At 35.5% G+C, this 12,716-nt stretch carries 16 protein-coding genes; 8 read left to right on the top strand and 8 right to left on the bottom strand.

Going from position 1 to position 12,716, the window contains the following annotated elements; genetic code table 11:
- Positions 1–671: 671 nt before the first annotated feature.
- From GMD78_RS19735 to GMD78_RS19725, 3 genes are all read right to left on the bottom strand, one after another.
- Entirely contained in the window at positions 672–1,559 is an 888-nt protein-coding gene (locus GMD78_RS19735) for a ClpXP adapter SpxH family protein (protein WP_343042452.1), read from the bottom strand.
- Between the two features lie 118 nt (positions 1,560–1,677).
- Entirely contained in the window at positions 1,678–2,058 is a 381-nt protein-coding gene (locus tag GMD78_RS19730) for a globin domain-containing protein (RefSeq protein WP_155671489.1), read from the bottom strand.
- Positions 2,059–2,438: 380 nt separating this feature from the next.
- Entirely contained in the window at positions 2,439–3,008 is a 570-nt protein-coding gene (locus tag GMD78_RS19725) for a CYTH domain-containing protein (RefSeq protein ID WP_343042451.1), read from the bottom strand.
- Positions 3,009–3,150: 142 nt separating this feature from the next.
- Here GMD78_RS19725 and yjbM point away from each other — a divergent pair, with 142 nt between their 5' ends.
- From yjbM to GMD78_RS19710, 3 genes are read left to right on the top strand one after another with little or no spacing between them, the layout of a single operon-like run.
- Positions 3,151–3,756, top strand: coding sequence for a GTP diphosphokinase (yjbM, locus tag GMD78_RS19720; RefSeq protein WP_155671487.1), 606 nt, complete (start codon positions 3,151–3,153; stop codon positions 3,754–3,756).
- A 46-nt stretch (positions 3,757–3,802) separates the two neighbouring features.
- Positions 3,803–4,630 carry an NAD kinase gene (locus GMD78_RS19715; RefSeq protein WP_155671485.1) on the top strand — a complete coding sequence of 276 codons (828 nt, stop codon included), beginning with the start codon at positions 3,803–3,805 and terminating at the stop codon, positions 4,628–4,630.
- A 15-nt stretch (positions 4,631–4,645) separates the two neighbouring features.
- On the top strand, positions 4,646–5,527 hold the full coding sequence (locus tag GMD78_RS19710; RefSeq protein ID WP_155671483.1) for an RluA family pseudouridine synthase: 882 nt from the start codon (positions 4,646–4,648) through the stop codon (positions 5,525–5,527).
- Here GMD78_RS19710 and prpE read toward each other — a convergent pair.
- Together prpE and GMD78_RS19700 are read right to left on the bottom strand one after the other, a co-directional pair.
- Complete coding sequence (prpE, locus tag GMD78_RS19705) at positions 5,524–6,270, bottom strand: bis(5'-nucleosyl)-tetraphosphatase PrpE (RefSeq protein ID WP_155671481.1); 747 nt, start codon at positions 6,268–6,270, stop codon at positions 5,524–5,526. The genes GMD78_RS19710 and prpE overlap by 4 nt on opposite strands.
- Positions 6,271–6,291: 21 nt before the next feature.
- Positions 6,292–7,464 (bottom strand): FtsW/RodA/SpoVE family cell cycle protein, encoded by a 1,173-nt coding sequence (locus GMD78_RS19700; protein ID WP_155671479.1) that lies wholly within the window; start codon positions 7,462–7,464, stop codon positions 6,292–6,294.
- Between the two features lie 193 nt (positions 7,465–7,657).
- Here GMD78_RS19700 and mgtE point away from each other — a divergent pair, with 193 nt between their 5' ends.
- Positions 7,658–9,016 (top strand): magnesium transporter, encoded by a 1,359-nt coding sequence (gene mgtE / locus GMD78_RS19695; protein WP_155671477.1) that lies wholly within the window; start codon positions 7,658–7,660, stop codon positions 9,014–9,016.
- A 342-nt stretch (positions 9,017–9,358) separates the two neighbouring features.
- Positions 9,359–9,901 carry a CotO family spore coat protein gene (locus GMD78_RS19690; protein WP_155671475.1) on the top strand — a complete coding sequence of 181 codons (543 nt, stop codon included), beginning with the start codon at positions 9,359–9,361 and terminating at the stop codon, positions 9,899–9,901.
- 73 nt (positions 9,902–9,974) lie between these two features.
- Here GMD78_RS19690 and GMD78_RS19685 read toward each other — a convergent pair whose 3' ends face one another.
- Positions 9,975–10,457 (bottom strand): CotY/CotZ family spore coat protein, encoded by a 483-nt coding sequence (locus tag GMD78_RS19685; RefSeq protein ID WP_155671473.1) that lies wholly within the window; start codon positions 10,455–10,457, stop codon positions 9,975–9,977.
- Positions 10,458–10,685: 228 nt separating this feature from the next.
- Here GMD78_RS19685 and GMD78_RS19680 point away from each other — a divergent pair, with 228 nt between their 5' ends.
- The 3 genes from GMD78_RS19680 to GMD78_RS19670 all read left to right on the top strand — a co-directional run bounded on the left by GMD78_RS19680 (position 10,686) and on the right by GMD78_RS19670 (position 11,700).
- A complete protein-coding gene (locus GMD78_RS19680) occupies positions 10,686–10,925 on the top strand; it encodes a hypothetical protein (protein ID WP_155671471.1) in 240 nt (79 codons plus the stop codon).
- 201 nt (positions 10,926–11,126) lie between these two features.
- Positions 11,127–11,330 (top strand): hypothetical protein, encoded by a 204-nt coding sequence (locus GMD78_RS19675; RefSeq protein ID WP_155671469.1) that lies wholly within the window; start codon positions 11,127–11,129, stop codon positions 11,328–11,330.
- Between the two features lie 112 nt (positions 11,331–11,442).
- Positions 11,443–11,700 carry a hypothetical protein gene (locus tag GMD78_RS19670; RefSeq protein WP_155671467.1) on the top strand — a complete coding sequence of 86 codons (258 nt, stop codon included), beginning with the start codon at positions 11,443–11,445 and terminating at the stop codon, positions 11,698–11,700.
- Positions 11,701–11,733: 33 nt separating this feature from the next.
- Here GMD78_RS19670 and GMD78_RS19665 read toward each other — a convergent pair whose 3' ends face one another.
- Together GMD78_RS19665 and GMD78_RS21500 are read right to left on the bottom strand one after the other, a co-directional pair.
- Positions 11,734–12,432, bottom strand: coding sequence for a DUF421 domain-containing protein (locus tag GMD78_RS19665; RefSeq protein WP_155671465.1), 699 nt, complete (start codon positions 12,430–12,432; stop codon positions 11,734–11,736).
- Positions 12,433–12,502: 70 nt separating this feature from the next.
- A partial coding sequence (locus tag GMD78_RS21500; protein ID WP_215907227.1) for a hypothetical protein occupies positions 12,503–12,716 on the bottom strand: 214 nt, incomplete at its 5' end.

The raw sequence follows: 12,716 nt of genomic DNA, 5'->3' as shown, positions 1-12,716 counted from the left end.
AATGTGTAATGGTATGTTATATTTAACTTCGACCACAGAATGTCATAGGAAAATAGAGATGGCATCTATCATTATTCGATAGATGCCATCTCTAAGCTATAGATACTAACATTTTTACCGCATCCTTCCGCGGTAGGCGTCTCTGTGCGTGAAAGAAAAGATCGTAAAATAAATAGAAAAGAAGAAGAGTGGTAATGTGAAATAAAGTGGGATTAACTGCATTAATCCTAGAAGGTTAAGGAAAAACGCAAAAATAGTTACCACAAGAAATAAAAAGGGAAGTAATTCTTTCATGCAATCAGCCCCTCCAAATATAGTATATGGTTAGTAATATCTATATGTTTCCAAAAAATGAATTAGAAGTGACGATTTTGTGAATGTATGAACATTTGTATTGCGCAAATAAATGAATCTTGTTATATTATAAATGTGAGATGACTCACAAAACAAAACCCCTTTGTTTGATCATGAAACTTTCTCCCATCCCCCTTTGTTTTTATACAAAGAAGTGAGAAGTAAAAAGATATACGCTGCCCCGTATATCTTTTTTTTTGCCCAAAAATGGGCGGAGGTATTAAATTTTAGTTATCCTTCATGTAACGGACAGTACGATTCACACTTTAAAAATCAAAAATATAAAGGGTGGAAGAAAAACCTCACTAATGGAAGGTTTATTTTATATGCTTCCAAAAAGAACCATACTTTGCAGTGATTTTTTCCGTTTTTTGTCTCAATTGTAGCTTCTTCATTTCTCGTTCTGCCTTATTTACCGTCCAGTTATAAACAACCGATACTTCTTTACTTCCTACCACATCGTAATAGGATAAAAAGTCTTCAAGAGGTGGCTTTTCAGATGGGATCGGCTGCTTTTGTAGCATTTCACTTAATACACGTACATAAATATCATATGGATAAAGTCCAGAAATCTTAAGGCCTTGTTCTTCGGCATTTTGATTAAAGAAAACAATAGTAGGTGTGTAATCGACATCCATCTCTTTAGTTAATTTTAAGTCACATTGCAGTGCTTTTTTGGCAGATGGGGAATGCAGGTCATTTTTAAATTCATTTAGGTCAAGTTCAGCATCTTTAGCACATTGTATTAACACATTCTCGTCGGATATATCCTGCTTATTAAGGAATACACTTTCCTGTACTTTTCGTAAAAATACTCTTCCGGCACGTTTTCCTTGAAGTTCAGCTGCTTTAATAGCTAAGAATGCCATTTTCGGAGAATTAATTGGGTTCTCAATCCACAAATCACCATCACAGCTCATCCCAGTTCGCTTTGCTGTTTTTTCCCAAATATCTTTTAATTTCTTCGGTTGATCAAATTTATCTTTTGTTAGTGGATTTAAATATCCGCCCATGATTGGGTAGAGTGTAAAAAAACGACCATATTCAATAGATAATTTTTTTAAATAAGGTTCTAATGACCAACATTCAGGACATAATGGATCAATAAAAACGTAAATTTCAATCGGTTTATTGACAACGTAGCTATATTTATGCGATGTGTTCGTCTGATTGGAGCTTTCTAGCTCAGCATGATTCCAGCTCACATCGATTCTCCTTTCTAGTGTATTAAGAATGTGCAAAGTTTTGGAGTTCCTCAACTCATTTACAGGAACCAGCCATGTCCAGTACATACCGATAACAAGGATGTTTGCACGTTTACTCTTAATCTGGTGTATTCATCATATGGTGGGCGGTCATTGTTAGTCTTTCAAATATAGCTGTACGATATGGTTCTTCAATGTTTGCTTCCTCTAATGCTTCAGCCATGCATTCTAACCATGCATCTTTTCTAGTTGGAGTTATTTCAAATGGTAAATGACGTCTTCGTAACATAGGATGCCCAAATTCTTCTGAATAGAGTTTAGGACCACCTAAGAATTGTGTTAGAAATAAACTCTGCTTTCTAGCAGTTTCTGTTAGATCATCTGGAAATATAGGAGTTAGTTTCGGATGATTGCCAACTCGTTTATAAAATGCAGTCACTAATCGTTTGACTGTTTTAAAGCCACCTATTGCTTCATATAGTGTTCCGTATTCTGTCATAATTATTTTCTCCTTGGCAGATGAGAAAGTATACTTTTCTATCCGGCATAAGTACAACCAGGTCATTCACTATAAAGTCTTGGCGAATGCAAGTTTTCTAAAAATGTTAGGACGATTTCCTTGAATCTCTATCTGTTAAGTTCATTTATCCCGCATGTAACGGGCAGTAAGACCCCCACTTCAAGACTTTGAAGTGAAGAAGGATAAGTGGGGGATCAACTGCCCGTAAATGTCCGATTGGTTCAACTAACATTCAGTGGGGATGAAGAAAACCCCCACTGAATGAAGTTTCACTTTATTATTTATGAAATAGTTGTATACATTGTAGCAACGAAACTAGTATTGGGCAAATGATCTGATTAACATTCAGTTAATATTTCTTATTTTTTCAATGTTGAGAAAAATCTTTGAATCTTGTTAGCTGTTTCCCGTTGAGGTATGTGAAGCTCTTCCAATAAAGAATGAAATGCTTGAATTCCTTCCTTTTTATGAATAGCTTCTATTTCCAATTCGTAATCTTCTTGGTTATTATAGGTACTGTAATCAAGAACATATATGATGCCATTATCTTTATATTCCCGCCGTTCAGTTGTTAAGCTTCCAAAATATTTCAGATCTTGTAAAGATACATTTATTTGGTTTAACTGCTTCAAAATATTCTCTTTTGGAATACAATTTCCGTTTAACCATTCATTTGCTTCCTCCACTGTTAAGTGATCATGTGTTTCAAGGAGGCCATCTGGATGAGGTTCCTTTAATGTTAAACGATAATTGCCGTTCTTTTGGCGAATACGTAATGCTGATTTATTTTTTCTAAGTGAAAAATCCATTGTTTCAAAGTAAAAGTTGGTTTGTTTGTCGGCTTTTTCTGGAAAAGGTAATCGGTTTAATATACGATCAAATTCAGGTTTCGTTAGTAAATTTTTAAATTCTATTTCGATTTCTTGCACGATTTAATCCTCCATGTAAATGTAAATTGATTATTAATTGATTATGGCTAAAGAAATGGATTTATGCAAAGATTATCCATTCACGTATCTTATGGTAAAATAAAACTATTGAATTGTTGAGAATTTTAGGTGGTGTTAGACAATGAATTGGGAAGCAGTACTTGCACCTTATTCACAAGTAGTTGAAGAATTAAAGGTTAAACTAAAAGGTATGCGGGCTCAATATGAATACGAATCCCGGCATTCACCAATAGAGTTTGTAACGGCTCGAGTTAAACCGGTAACAAGTATTATAGAAAAAGCTGAGAAAAAAGGAATTCCTCTAGACAAAATTGAAGAATTGCAGGATATAGCTGGAGTGCGAGTAGTTTGTCAGTTTGTTGATGACATTTATACAGTAGTTGAAATGATCCGTTCGAGAAATGATTTAACAATTATTGAAGAAAAGGATTATATCGCTAGAGAAAAAATCAGTGGATACCGTTCCTATCATATGATTATTGAATATCCTGTGGAAACTATTCGTGGGATGAAACTTGTTTTAGCAGAAATTCAAATTCGCACGCTAGCAATGAATTTTTGGGCAATAAATGAGCATTCCTTAAATTATAAATATGAAGGGGCTATACCAGAGGAAGTAAAAGAACGATTACAGCGAGCAGCAGAAGCAGCATTTAAACTAGATGAAGAAATGTCGAAAATAAAGAGTGAAGTACGTGAAGCACAACGAATATTTCGTCGAAAATAAGAGTAGAATACATATTTCCAAATCGATATAAGGGGGATTCCAGCAGATGAAATTTAAAATTGTATCAAAAGGCGACGAACGATCCGAGCGAATAAAAGCGACAATGAAAAATTACTTAACAGAATTTGATCTAGTATATGATCGAGCTGAACCAGATATTGTTATATCAGTTGGAGGAGACGGTACGTTTCTAGAGGCATTTCATCGGTACGTCCATCGGTTAGATAAAACAGCTTTTATCGGAGTTCATACAGGTCATTTGGGTTTCTATGCAGACTGGGTACCTGATGAATTAGAAAAGCTTATTATCGAGATTGCCAAAACACCATATCAAGTTGTCGAATATCCCTTACTAGAAGTAATTATTCGTGCAAAGTCTGGAGGAAGTGAGGATCGCTTTTTAGCCTTAAATGAAGCGACGATTAAAACACCAGATGGATCAGTAGTTTTTGATGTGGAAATTAAAGGGGAGCATTTTGAAACGTTTCGTGGAGATGGACTATGTATATCAACACCATCTGGTAGTACAGCTTACAATAAAGCGCTAGGTGGAGGAATTATACATCCAACATTGGAAGCTATCCAATTAACAGAAATGGCATCCATTAATAATCGCGTTTTCCGTACAATAGGTTCACCACTTATTTTACCGAAGCATCATACTTGTTTGTTAAAGCCATTAGTAGATCGAAGCTTTTTAATTACCATTGATCATGTTACGAAAAACTATACTAATGTAAAATCAATTCAGTGCCGTGTAGCCAAGGAAAAAATTCGTTTTGCGCGTTTTCGCCCATTTCCGTTTTGGAATAGAGTACGTGACTCCTTTGTTACAGATGATGACCGTAAAAGTAGAGATGATCTTATTAAATAACGCAGGTGAAACAGCATGAAATGGACGATCACGAAAAAATGTAATGGAATGCTTATTCGAGAGTTTTTAAAAACAGAGCATTCCTTTTCTAGGCGTATTATCAAAGCTATTATTTATGATGGTGGAAAGATTTTAGTAAATGGAACTCCAAAAACAGTTAGATATCAATTGAATACGGGAGATGTATTAACGATTCAATTTCCTGAAGAACAAAAGGGAACATATATGAAACCTGAAGAAGTCCCATTAAATATCGTGTATGAAGATGAAGCGGTGTTAGTTATTAATAAACAGGCAGGTATCGCTAGCATTCCTTCCCTACATCACCAATCTGGAACGATAGCAAATGGTGTGTTGGCTCATTATCAACAAACGAATGTTCCTTACACTGTTCATGTTGTAACAAGGCTTGATCGGGATACCTCGGGTTTATTGTTAATCGCCAAGCATAGATATAGCCACTCGATTCTATCTTCCTTTCAAAAACAAGGATTGGTAAAAAGAAAGTACTATGCAGTGGTGGAAGGCTTGGTTGAGCAACAGGCTGGAACCATCGATGCTAACATTGGTCGAAAAGAAAATTCAATCATTGAGCGAGCTGTCATGGAGGAAGGGCAGAGAGCCATCACACATTATTCCGTAAAAAACAAGGGTAGTGGTCACTCTCTACTCGATATTGAATTAGAAACGGGAAGGACACATCAAATTCGTGTTCATTTTTCACATATTGGACATCCATTAGCAGGTGATGATTTGTATGGTGGAAAGCTAAAACATATTAAACGGCAGGCGTTGCATTGTTACCAGCTTATGTTTCTACATCCGACTACAAAGAAGAGGGTAACCTTTACCTCCCCTCTTCCAGAGGATATGGGTACAATCGTCTCTAGTAATTAGTCCTCTGGGAATGACCGGAATTTTTCTTCTACATATGGCTGTTGAGATGGAACAGATACGGTTGTTTCTTCTGGCAGCCTAAAGGCAGTTAATGAATTTCCAAAAACACAACCGGTATCGATATTAATTGTTTTATTGATAATTCGTGGTGATTTAACAGGAGTATGACCATACACGATCCAACGATCTCCAGTATAATGTTGTGCCCAATCTCTTCGGATTGGTTTACCATTTTCATCAAACTCACCATTTATATCTCCATATAAAACAAATGTTTCTACCTTTTTATCACTCCGACCAATATAAGACTCTTTTATACCAGCATGGGCAATTACTGCGTTAGCTTCTGGAATAACCAAGTAAAGGTCAGCTTGGTCATACAACGTCATAAATTGTTTTCGGATCGTTTTCTGCATTTGTTGATCTAGTATTTTGTATTCCGCAACGGTTGTTTCTAAGCCGTGCTTTTGCTGTACATTATTTCCAAGAAAAAAGCGGTACAATTTATTACAATGGTTACCTGGCACATATTTGGCCTTCTTCTCTTTGACAACCATATGATAAACGAGTTGAATGACAGCAATGGAGTCAGGTCCGCGATCGGTAATATCTCCAACGAATACAGGTAATCTACCATCTGGATGGATATATATATCATCTTGGTGTTTATAGCCTAGTTCCTGAAAAAGAGTGCATAGCTCTTTATAACAACCATGAACATCACCAATGATATCAATTTGCATACTTCACACTCCTATTCTCATCTATTCAAACATATATTTTCTCGTTCTCGAGTGAACATTTAATACAATGCCAATGGCAATTAAATACGTTAATGTCGAACTCCCACCATAGCTTAAAAATGGAAGTGGTAATCCTGTAATTGGCAACAACTGAATAGACATGCCAATGTTTTGGAAAATTTGATAAGCAAACATCCCAATTACCCCAGTCACCAAATAGCTCCCGTAACTATCATTACTTAAAATAGCTATATGAATGAGCCGATAAATAAGAAAGAAAAACAAAGCAATAACAATACTGGAGCCAACAAAGCCAAATTGCTCTGCAATTGCAGTGAAAATCATATCTGTATGACGTTCAGGTACATACACTTCCATTGTTTGCATTCCTTTTCCCATTAGCTGGCCAGAACCAATCGCAAGCATAGCTAAAATTAACTGATAGCCTGAATCAGAATATTGTTCAGGACTAATCCAACCATAAAAACGACTTGATACGTGTTTAAATACTGACTCCTCTAGGAATGTAGCAACCGAATCAGGGAAGATATAGTATGCAATAATAATTAATGCAATAGAACTAGCACCTACTAAAAGGATCGAAAAAATAATACGCCATCTTATTCCAGATACAAGAATCATAAATGTAGTAATGGCTGCTAAAACTAACAAACCACCCAAATCAGGTTGAACAGCGATAAGTCCTGTTGGTGGTAAGGAAACTAGTAAAATTTTTGCTAAAAGCAATAAATCACTTTTAATTGTTTGGTTTTGATACTTTTGATTATGGTTATATATAACATGGGCAAGAGCCAGTATTAAAATTACTTTCATAAATTCAGCGGGCTGCAATGTTCCCATCACAGGAATCTTGAACCAGCTAACCGCTCCATTTGCCTCATGAATAATCGCTGCAGGAAAACGGAAGAAGAGCATTAATAGCATCGTTATTCCGGTCCCATAAATAACCCAGGTGAGTTGGCGAAAACGATCATAGTCAATCAGCATAATCAAAGCGATTATAAACCCACCAGCTAAATACCAAATGAATTGTTGTAGAATAAAGTTAGTATTATCATATTTTGCTGGTAGGCTAGGTGTAATCGTATATAGTGTAAATAAACTAACTAGGCCTAAAAGAATTACAATTAGTACCAATGTATAGTCAATCGTATTATTTTTTAAATTATTCATCTTATAACCTTTCTTTCTGTTAATCTATGAGGGGGGCATTAAAGAAGTTAAAGACTCTATGGTTAATTTTACACGATATTTGGGATTTTTTTAAGTAGAATCGCGAATATATATTTTACGTAATGTAAATGTATAATAATTTATGATGATATGTTATAACTAAAAGGGTACATTGGTGAAGGGGGATGTAATTATGGAAGAAAACAACATTCAAGAGAAAAATATCGAAGAAATCAAAAAAGCCCTTGTCAATGAGCAAATCGAGGATTTTCGCTCACTGTATTTAGATTTGCATCCATATGACCAAGCCCAATTTTTCATGGAAATTGAGCCAGAAGACCGGCTTAAAATTTATACTTACTTGTCTCCTGAGGAAGTTTCAGACCTCATGGAACATATTGATTTTGAAGATATCGAACCTTTTTTCACAGAAATGGACCCGAGATTCGCTGCTATGGTGCTCTCTGAACTGGCAACAGATGACGCGGTTGATATTCTAAATGAAATGGAAAAAGACAAGGTTGCCAGCTTTTTAACCATTATGGAAAAAGAAGCTTCTGATGAAATAAAAGAGCTTCTCCACTATGAAGAAAAAACTGCTGGTAGTATCATGACGACTGAATTTGTTTCAGTTTATAAAACGCAAACCGTCAAACAAACAATGATCCAATTAAAAGAAGAAGGTCCAGACGCTGAAACGATTTATTACATGTATGTTGTTGATGATGATAAACGATTAGTTGGAGTTGTCTCATTACGAGATCTTATAATTTCTGATGATGAAATAGTCATAGAAGATATCATGAGTGAAAAAATTGTACATGTTTCTGTCGCAGATGACCAAGAAGACGTTGCCCAAACAATTAAAGACTATGATTTCTTAGCTGTTCCTGTAGTTGATTTTCAAAAGCATTTATTAGGGATTATCACGGTTGATGATATTTTGGATGTTATGGATGAGGAAGCAAGCGATGATTACTCCAAGCTAGCCGGTATTTCTGATGTGGACCGTCCAGATGGAAATCCTTTCACGGCAGCAAAAAAACGACTCCCATGGCTAATTATTCTTTCCTTTTTGGGAATGTTAACAGCCAGTTTAATTGGACAATTTGAGGATACATTAGATGAAGTCGCAGTTTTGGCTATTTTCATTCCATTAATTGCTGGTATGGCTGGAAATACAGGGACGCAAGCTTTGGCTGTGGCTGTTCGAGGGTTGGCAACTGGTGACTATGGAAACGAAGGAAAGGTTAGTTTAATCTTACGAGAAACTGGTACAGGCTTGATTACTGGTACTGTCTGTGGGATTGTGATTGCAATCGTTATTTCCCTCTGGCAGCAGAATTTGTTCCTTGGACTCCTTGTTGGAATTTCTATTATGGCTGCTTTAGTTGTCGCTACACTAGCAGGATCATTGGTACCACTGATTATGGACCGATTAAAAATAGATCCTGCAGTAGCTTCGGGACCGTTTATTACGACGATCAATGATATTATTTCTATTTTAATTTACTTTGGTATTGCAACAGCGTTTATGGGGTTGTTGGCTTGATTAGAAACGTATGGATCTTCGTTAGATTCATACGTTTTTGTTTTGAAAAGGCTATTTGTATTGTTGTTTTTAGTATCAGCGTATGTATAGAATGCGGAGGTACTCCTCATCCTTTGTGCAGTAATGGAACGAGGATTCGCTTCACTGACACTGATGGATGGATATCCTCCCTTCCGTTAAATGGCTATTTCTATTTCAAATTTTGATAAATGCATATCACCAAAGTTAAACACTTCCAAATCAACATGACTCCTTCCCAATTCCTACCACCTCATACAAACACGTTTCAATTTCTGGGTTCATATAATGAGTTGAATAGATGTATAGAAGGAGAGGTGCCCTATGGGAAAAAGAAAAATTGCCAATGATCCATTGATGTATATCCATCAACCAAGACTTAAACGATCTGGAGCAAAAATGCAACATCAGTATTCTTCAACAAATAAAAAATCGGAAAAAAATACAAGTGCAAAAGCAGAGGAAAATAATGAGCAACAAAAAAAAACGATTCCAAAGCGACCTTCCGGGAATAGATTTACCCAGCAGCTACAGGAACAAAAACCCAATACAATAAAAAAACCGATTAAAGCTAAAAAAAATGAACCAACAGAAGAAGAAAATGAATCTAGTGAAGAACAAATGGAAAATGCACGAGAGGAACGTAGGAAATTTAAAGATATGACTTTACGAGAAAAAGTAGAGTATTTTGCTAGAACACCAAAGCACTTGCCAAAGTTGAAATGTGAGATTAAAACATCCGAAAGATCCTATCGAGGAGTTGTTTTAGAAATAAAGAAAGATGATACGGTTCTAATGCTTGCTGGTAGAAAAAGTGTTTCCATAGTTTTTGATGATATTCAAGAAGTTAGAATGCTAGGATTTTAACTTCTTATATATGTATTTTTAAAAAGTAAAAACACCATTGGAAGTAAATCTTCCAATGGTGTTTTTGAAAGGATTAATCAATTACAGAAATTGCTGGTAGGCATGTTACATGACAGAAGCATTCTAGATCTACTGTAATACAAATTCCAGTGTTATCTAAGTTGCTTAAGTCTTGGTCACAAGGATCTTTTAAGTGATCACAATGTGTTGGATCATCTGGAGCTCTTAGTAATTCTAATACAGCACAGCAATCGTCGTCGACATTTTTTACTCGGAAGACAAAGCTTGATACACACTCACCGATTTCTCCTAGCATGTTACCTCGGAAAGCACCGAAACCTTTGAATGGTTTACAGCTATCTTTGCAGTACAAGATTACTGGAACGGTATCCAATCCAGTTCCTGGAGCAGTTTCTCCTAATAAATCATTGATTGATTGTTCACAACTAGTATCACAGCATGCCTCTACAACATCACTTTGCGCATCCAAGATTTCGCGAAGGATATCACATACACAGTTATCAGCTGCACCTTCTTTTTTGCATCCACAACCCATGAATTATTTCTCCTTTCTGTTTGTTTATTGACGTATTGTCCCTATTAGAATATGTGGTATCGGCTTTATGGTGTGGGCGTGCGTTTGGATTTAAATAACTTTACTGAATCGGTACTTTTAACACTCATATTGGGTAAAACATTGAGAATAAGGGCACCTGTCTATACCGTATGACATTTTTTACATAGACTAATATCGACTAAATTTCTATAGGGAGAGTGACCATTAATGTCTGATAACAAGAGAGTTATTCGTGTGAAAGATTTAGTTATAAAAGCAGACAATGTATTTGTTGAGCCACCTAGACGTCGTGATCCGTTTTTTGGTGGATTTCGTGATCGTCGAGTAGATGATGACCGCCTTGAGTCAAGTAGCCTTTCACTGGAGTCAAGCAGCAGTGAATTAGTTGGTGGGGAGAGCGACGAACAAGATCGTAAAGATGACAGAAGACCTTTCTCCTGGATCTAATAGCATGAAAAATCCTACCCCTTTGTTTGATGCAGCTTATACTTAGCTGCATTCTTTTTTTAGCAGATAGGAAGTATAAACTTTCCAATCCTGCATAAGTGCAACTTAGACATTCACTATAAGGGATTAGCGAATGCCAAGTTTTCTAATCAGCTTTGAGTTTAGTAAGCAAAATATAATACGAGTGAAAGGAGGGGGAATATGCGGCCTGGAAGACCTTTGTGGATAAAACATATTCAGGCAATTGATAAACATCTAGATAAAAATGAAAAATGGTTTCAATATCCAGAGAAAAGAATGTTGGAGTTTGAAAAGCGAATGGATCAGTGGAATGGAAGGTTTATGAAAAACATGAATGTACTCGAAGACTGGTTTGATAAGTTTGAAAAGAAAATGGAGGAATAATAGGTTTGATTTTTCTGAAAAAAGGGTAATAATTATTAAATAAGCAGTCATAAAATAAGAATTAGCTTCGAATTATATAGTAAGTATACGAAATATATAGGAGATGGTTAGAATGGGGTATATATTACCGATCCATCAACATGAATATACGGACTATCAAAAAAGAGTAACCAAAGCTAGAAAGAATCATTATGAAATTGAGCGACCATTTAAGGTTATTTTGGAAGCACAATATGAAGAAATTAGGAAAGATAACTACCAAATCAATAAGTATAACTCACAACGATTAAACAAAGAACAACCATATCCTACTGATCATTTCTTTATACAAATGACAGGTATAGGTGAGTATATAAATGAGAAAGTATAATGCATGAATAAAACGAGGTTTTCATACCTCGTTTTAATTTTGTTTGTTTTTATTAATATAAGGGAAGATAAGGAGTTTTTGGCCTTTCGTATATTCCGCATAAAATATATCTTCAATACGTGTATACCCTTGTTGAATCATTTCATCCATCAACCATTCTTCTGTTACTCCTAGTTCTTCTAGGTTATCGTAAATAATCTCTCCGTCATTAATTATTGTATATGAGAGTTTAACTTCATGGGGAGGGAGATTTAGATCTTTTCTGGAAGGCGTTTGATAGTCTGATTTTCTTAATACAGAAACTGTACCATTTGATTCAAGGATTGCAAATTGTACTTCCTCTATTGTAAAAACACTCTTTTCTCTTAAGAGATGCTGAAGTTGATTCACATCGAGCCTATTCTTTTTCATTACATCTCTAATAAGTTTACCGTTATGAACCACAATAGCTGGTTTTCCTTCTAAAAAACTACGTGTTCCTTTTAGTTTTTGTGTTATGATCTCAAGAGTTAATAATAATCCGCCCCAAAGTAAAATGACAAAACCGATATCAAGTATTCCTGCATTTTTATCAAATAACGCATTACCGACTAATTCGCCTAATATTAATGCTGAAATAAAATCAAAAGGAGTAATCTGATTTATTGAAGTCTTTCCAAGTATTTTGGTCAGTGTAAATAATGCCACGAAACCAAATAATGTCTCGTAGAGCATTGGTAAGTAATGATTCATAAAAAAGTCCCCCTAAAAAGAGAATTTCTATTTTTAATATGTCCTAGAAGAAAAAAGAAATTCATAGCATTCAAGGTGAGGGACTGTTAAAAATAATAAAAGACCGCAAAATAGCGGTCTCAGCTTGTAGAGAAAGTAGGTGTTTTTTCTCTACAAGCTTTTTTAATTCTGTCATAACTATTTCATTAAGTAAGAAATTTTTAATGAAAATAAACTCCCACACACCTAGCCTAGCTTTGCTAGGTGTGTGGCAATCTTCTTCATGTTCTGGCACGCTGCTGTGA

It is taken from the genome of Ornithinibacillus caprae (assembly GCF_009728145.1).
GTDB lineage: Bacteria > Bacillota > Bacilli > Bacillales > Amphibacillaceae > Ornithinibacillus > Ornithinibacillus caprae.
This window is presented reverse-complemented; position numbering and strand designations above follow the sequence as displayed.

What these genes read in the sequence shown, in the direction of transcription:
- GMD78_RS19730 (WP_155671489.1), bottom strand. Translation starts at nt 2,058, where the DNA reads ATGACAGAATACGGAACACTATATGAAGCAATAGGTGGCTTTAAAACA.
- yjbM (WP_155671487.1), top strand. Translation starts at nt 3,151, where the DNA reads ATGAATTGGGAAGCAGTACTTGCACCTTATTCACAAGTAGTTGAAGAA.
- GMD78_RS19715 (WP_155671485.1), top strand. Translation starts at nt 3,803, where the DNA reads ATGAAATTTAAAATTGTATCAAAAGGCGACGAACGATCCGAGCGAATA.
- GMD78_RS19710 (WP_155671483.1), top strand. Translation starts at nt 4,646, where the DNA reads ATGAAATGGACGATCACGAAAAAATGTAATGGAATGCTTATTCGAGAG.
- prpE (WP_155671481.1), bottom strand. Translation starts at nt 6,270, where the DNA reads ATGCAAATTGATATCATTGGTGATGTTCATGGTTGTTATAAAGAGCTA.
- GMD78_RS19700 (WP_155671479.1), bottom strand. Translation starts at nt 7,464, where the DNA reads ATGAATAATTTAAAAAATAATACGATTGACTATACATTGGTACTAATT.
- mgtE (WP_155671477.1), top strand. Translation starts at nt 7,658, where the DNA reads ATGGAAGAAAACAACATTCAAGAGAAAAATATCGAAGAAATCAAAAAA.
- GMD78_RS19690 (WP_155671475.1), top strand. Translation starts at nt 9,359, where the DNA reads ATGGGAAAAAGAAAAATTGCCAATGATCCATTGATGTATATCCATCAA.
- GMD78_RS19685 (WP_155671473.1), bottom strand. Translation starts at nt 10,457, where the DNA reads ATGGGTTGTGGATGCAAAAAAGAAGGTGCAGCTGATAACTGTGTATGT.
- GMD78_RS19680 (WP_155671471.1), top strand. Translation starts at nt 10,686, where the DNA reads ATGTCTGATAACAAGAGAGTTATTCGTGTGAAAGATTTAGTTATAAAA.
- GMD78_RS19675 (WP_155671469.1), top strand. Translation starts at nt 11,127, where the DNA reads ATGCGGCCTGGAAGACCTTTGTGGATAAAACATATTCAGGCAATTGAT.
- GMD78_RS19670 (WP_155671467.1), top strand. Translation starts at nt 11,443, where the DNA reads ATGGGGTATATATTACCGATCCATCAACATGAATATACGGACTATCAA.
- GMD78_RS19665 (WP_155671465.1), bottom strand. Translation starts at nt 12,432, where the DNA reads ATGAATCATTACTTACCAATGCTCTACGAGACATTATTTGGTTTCGTG.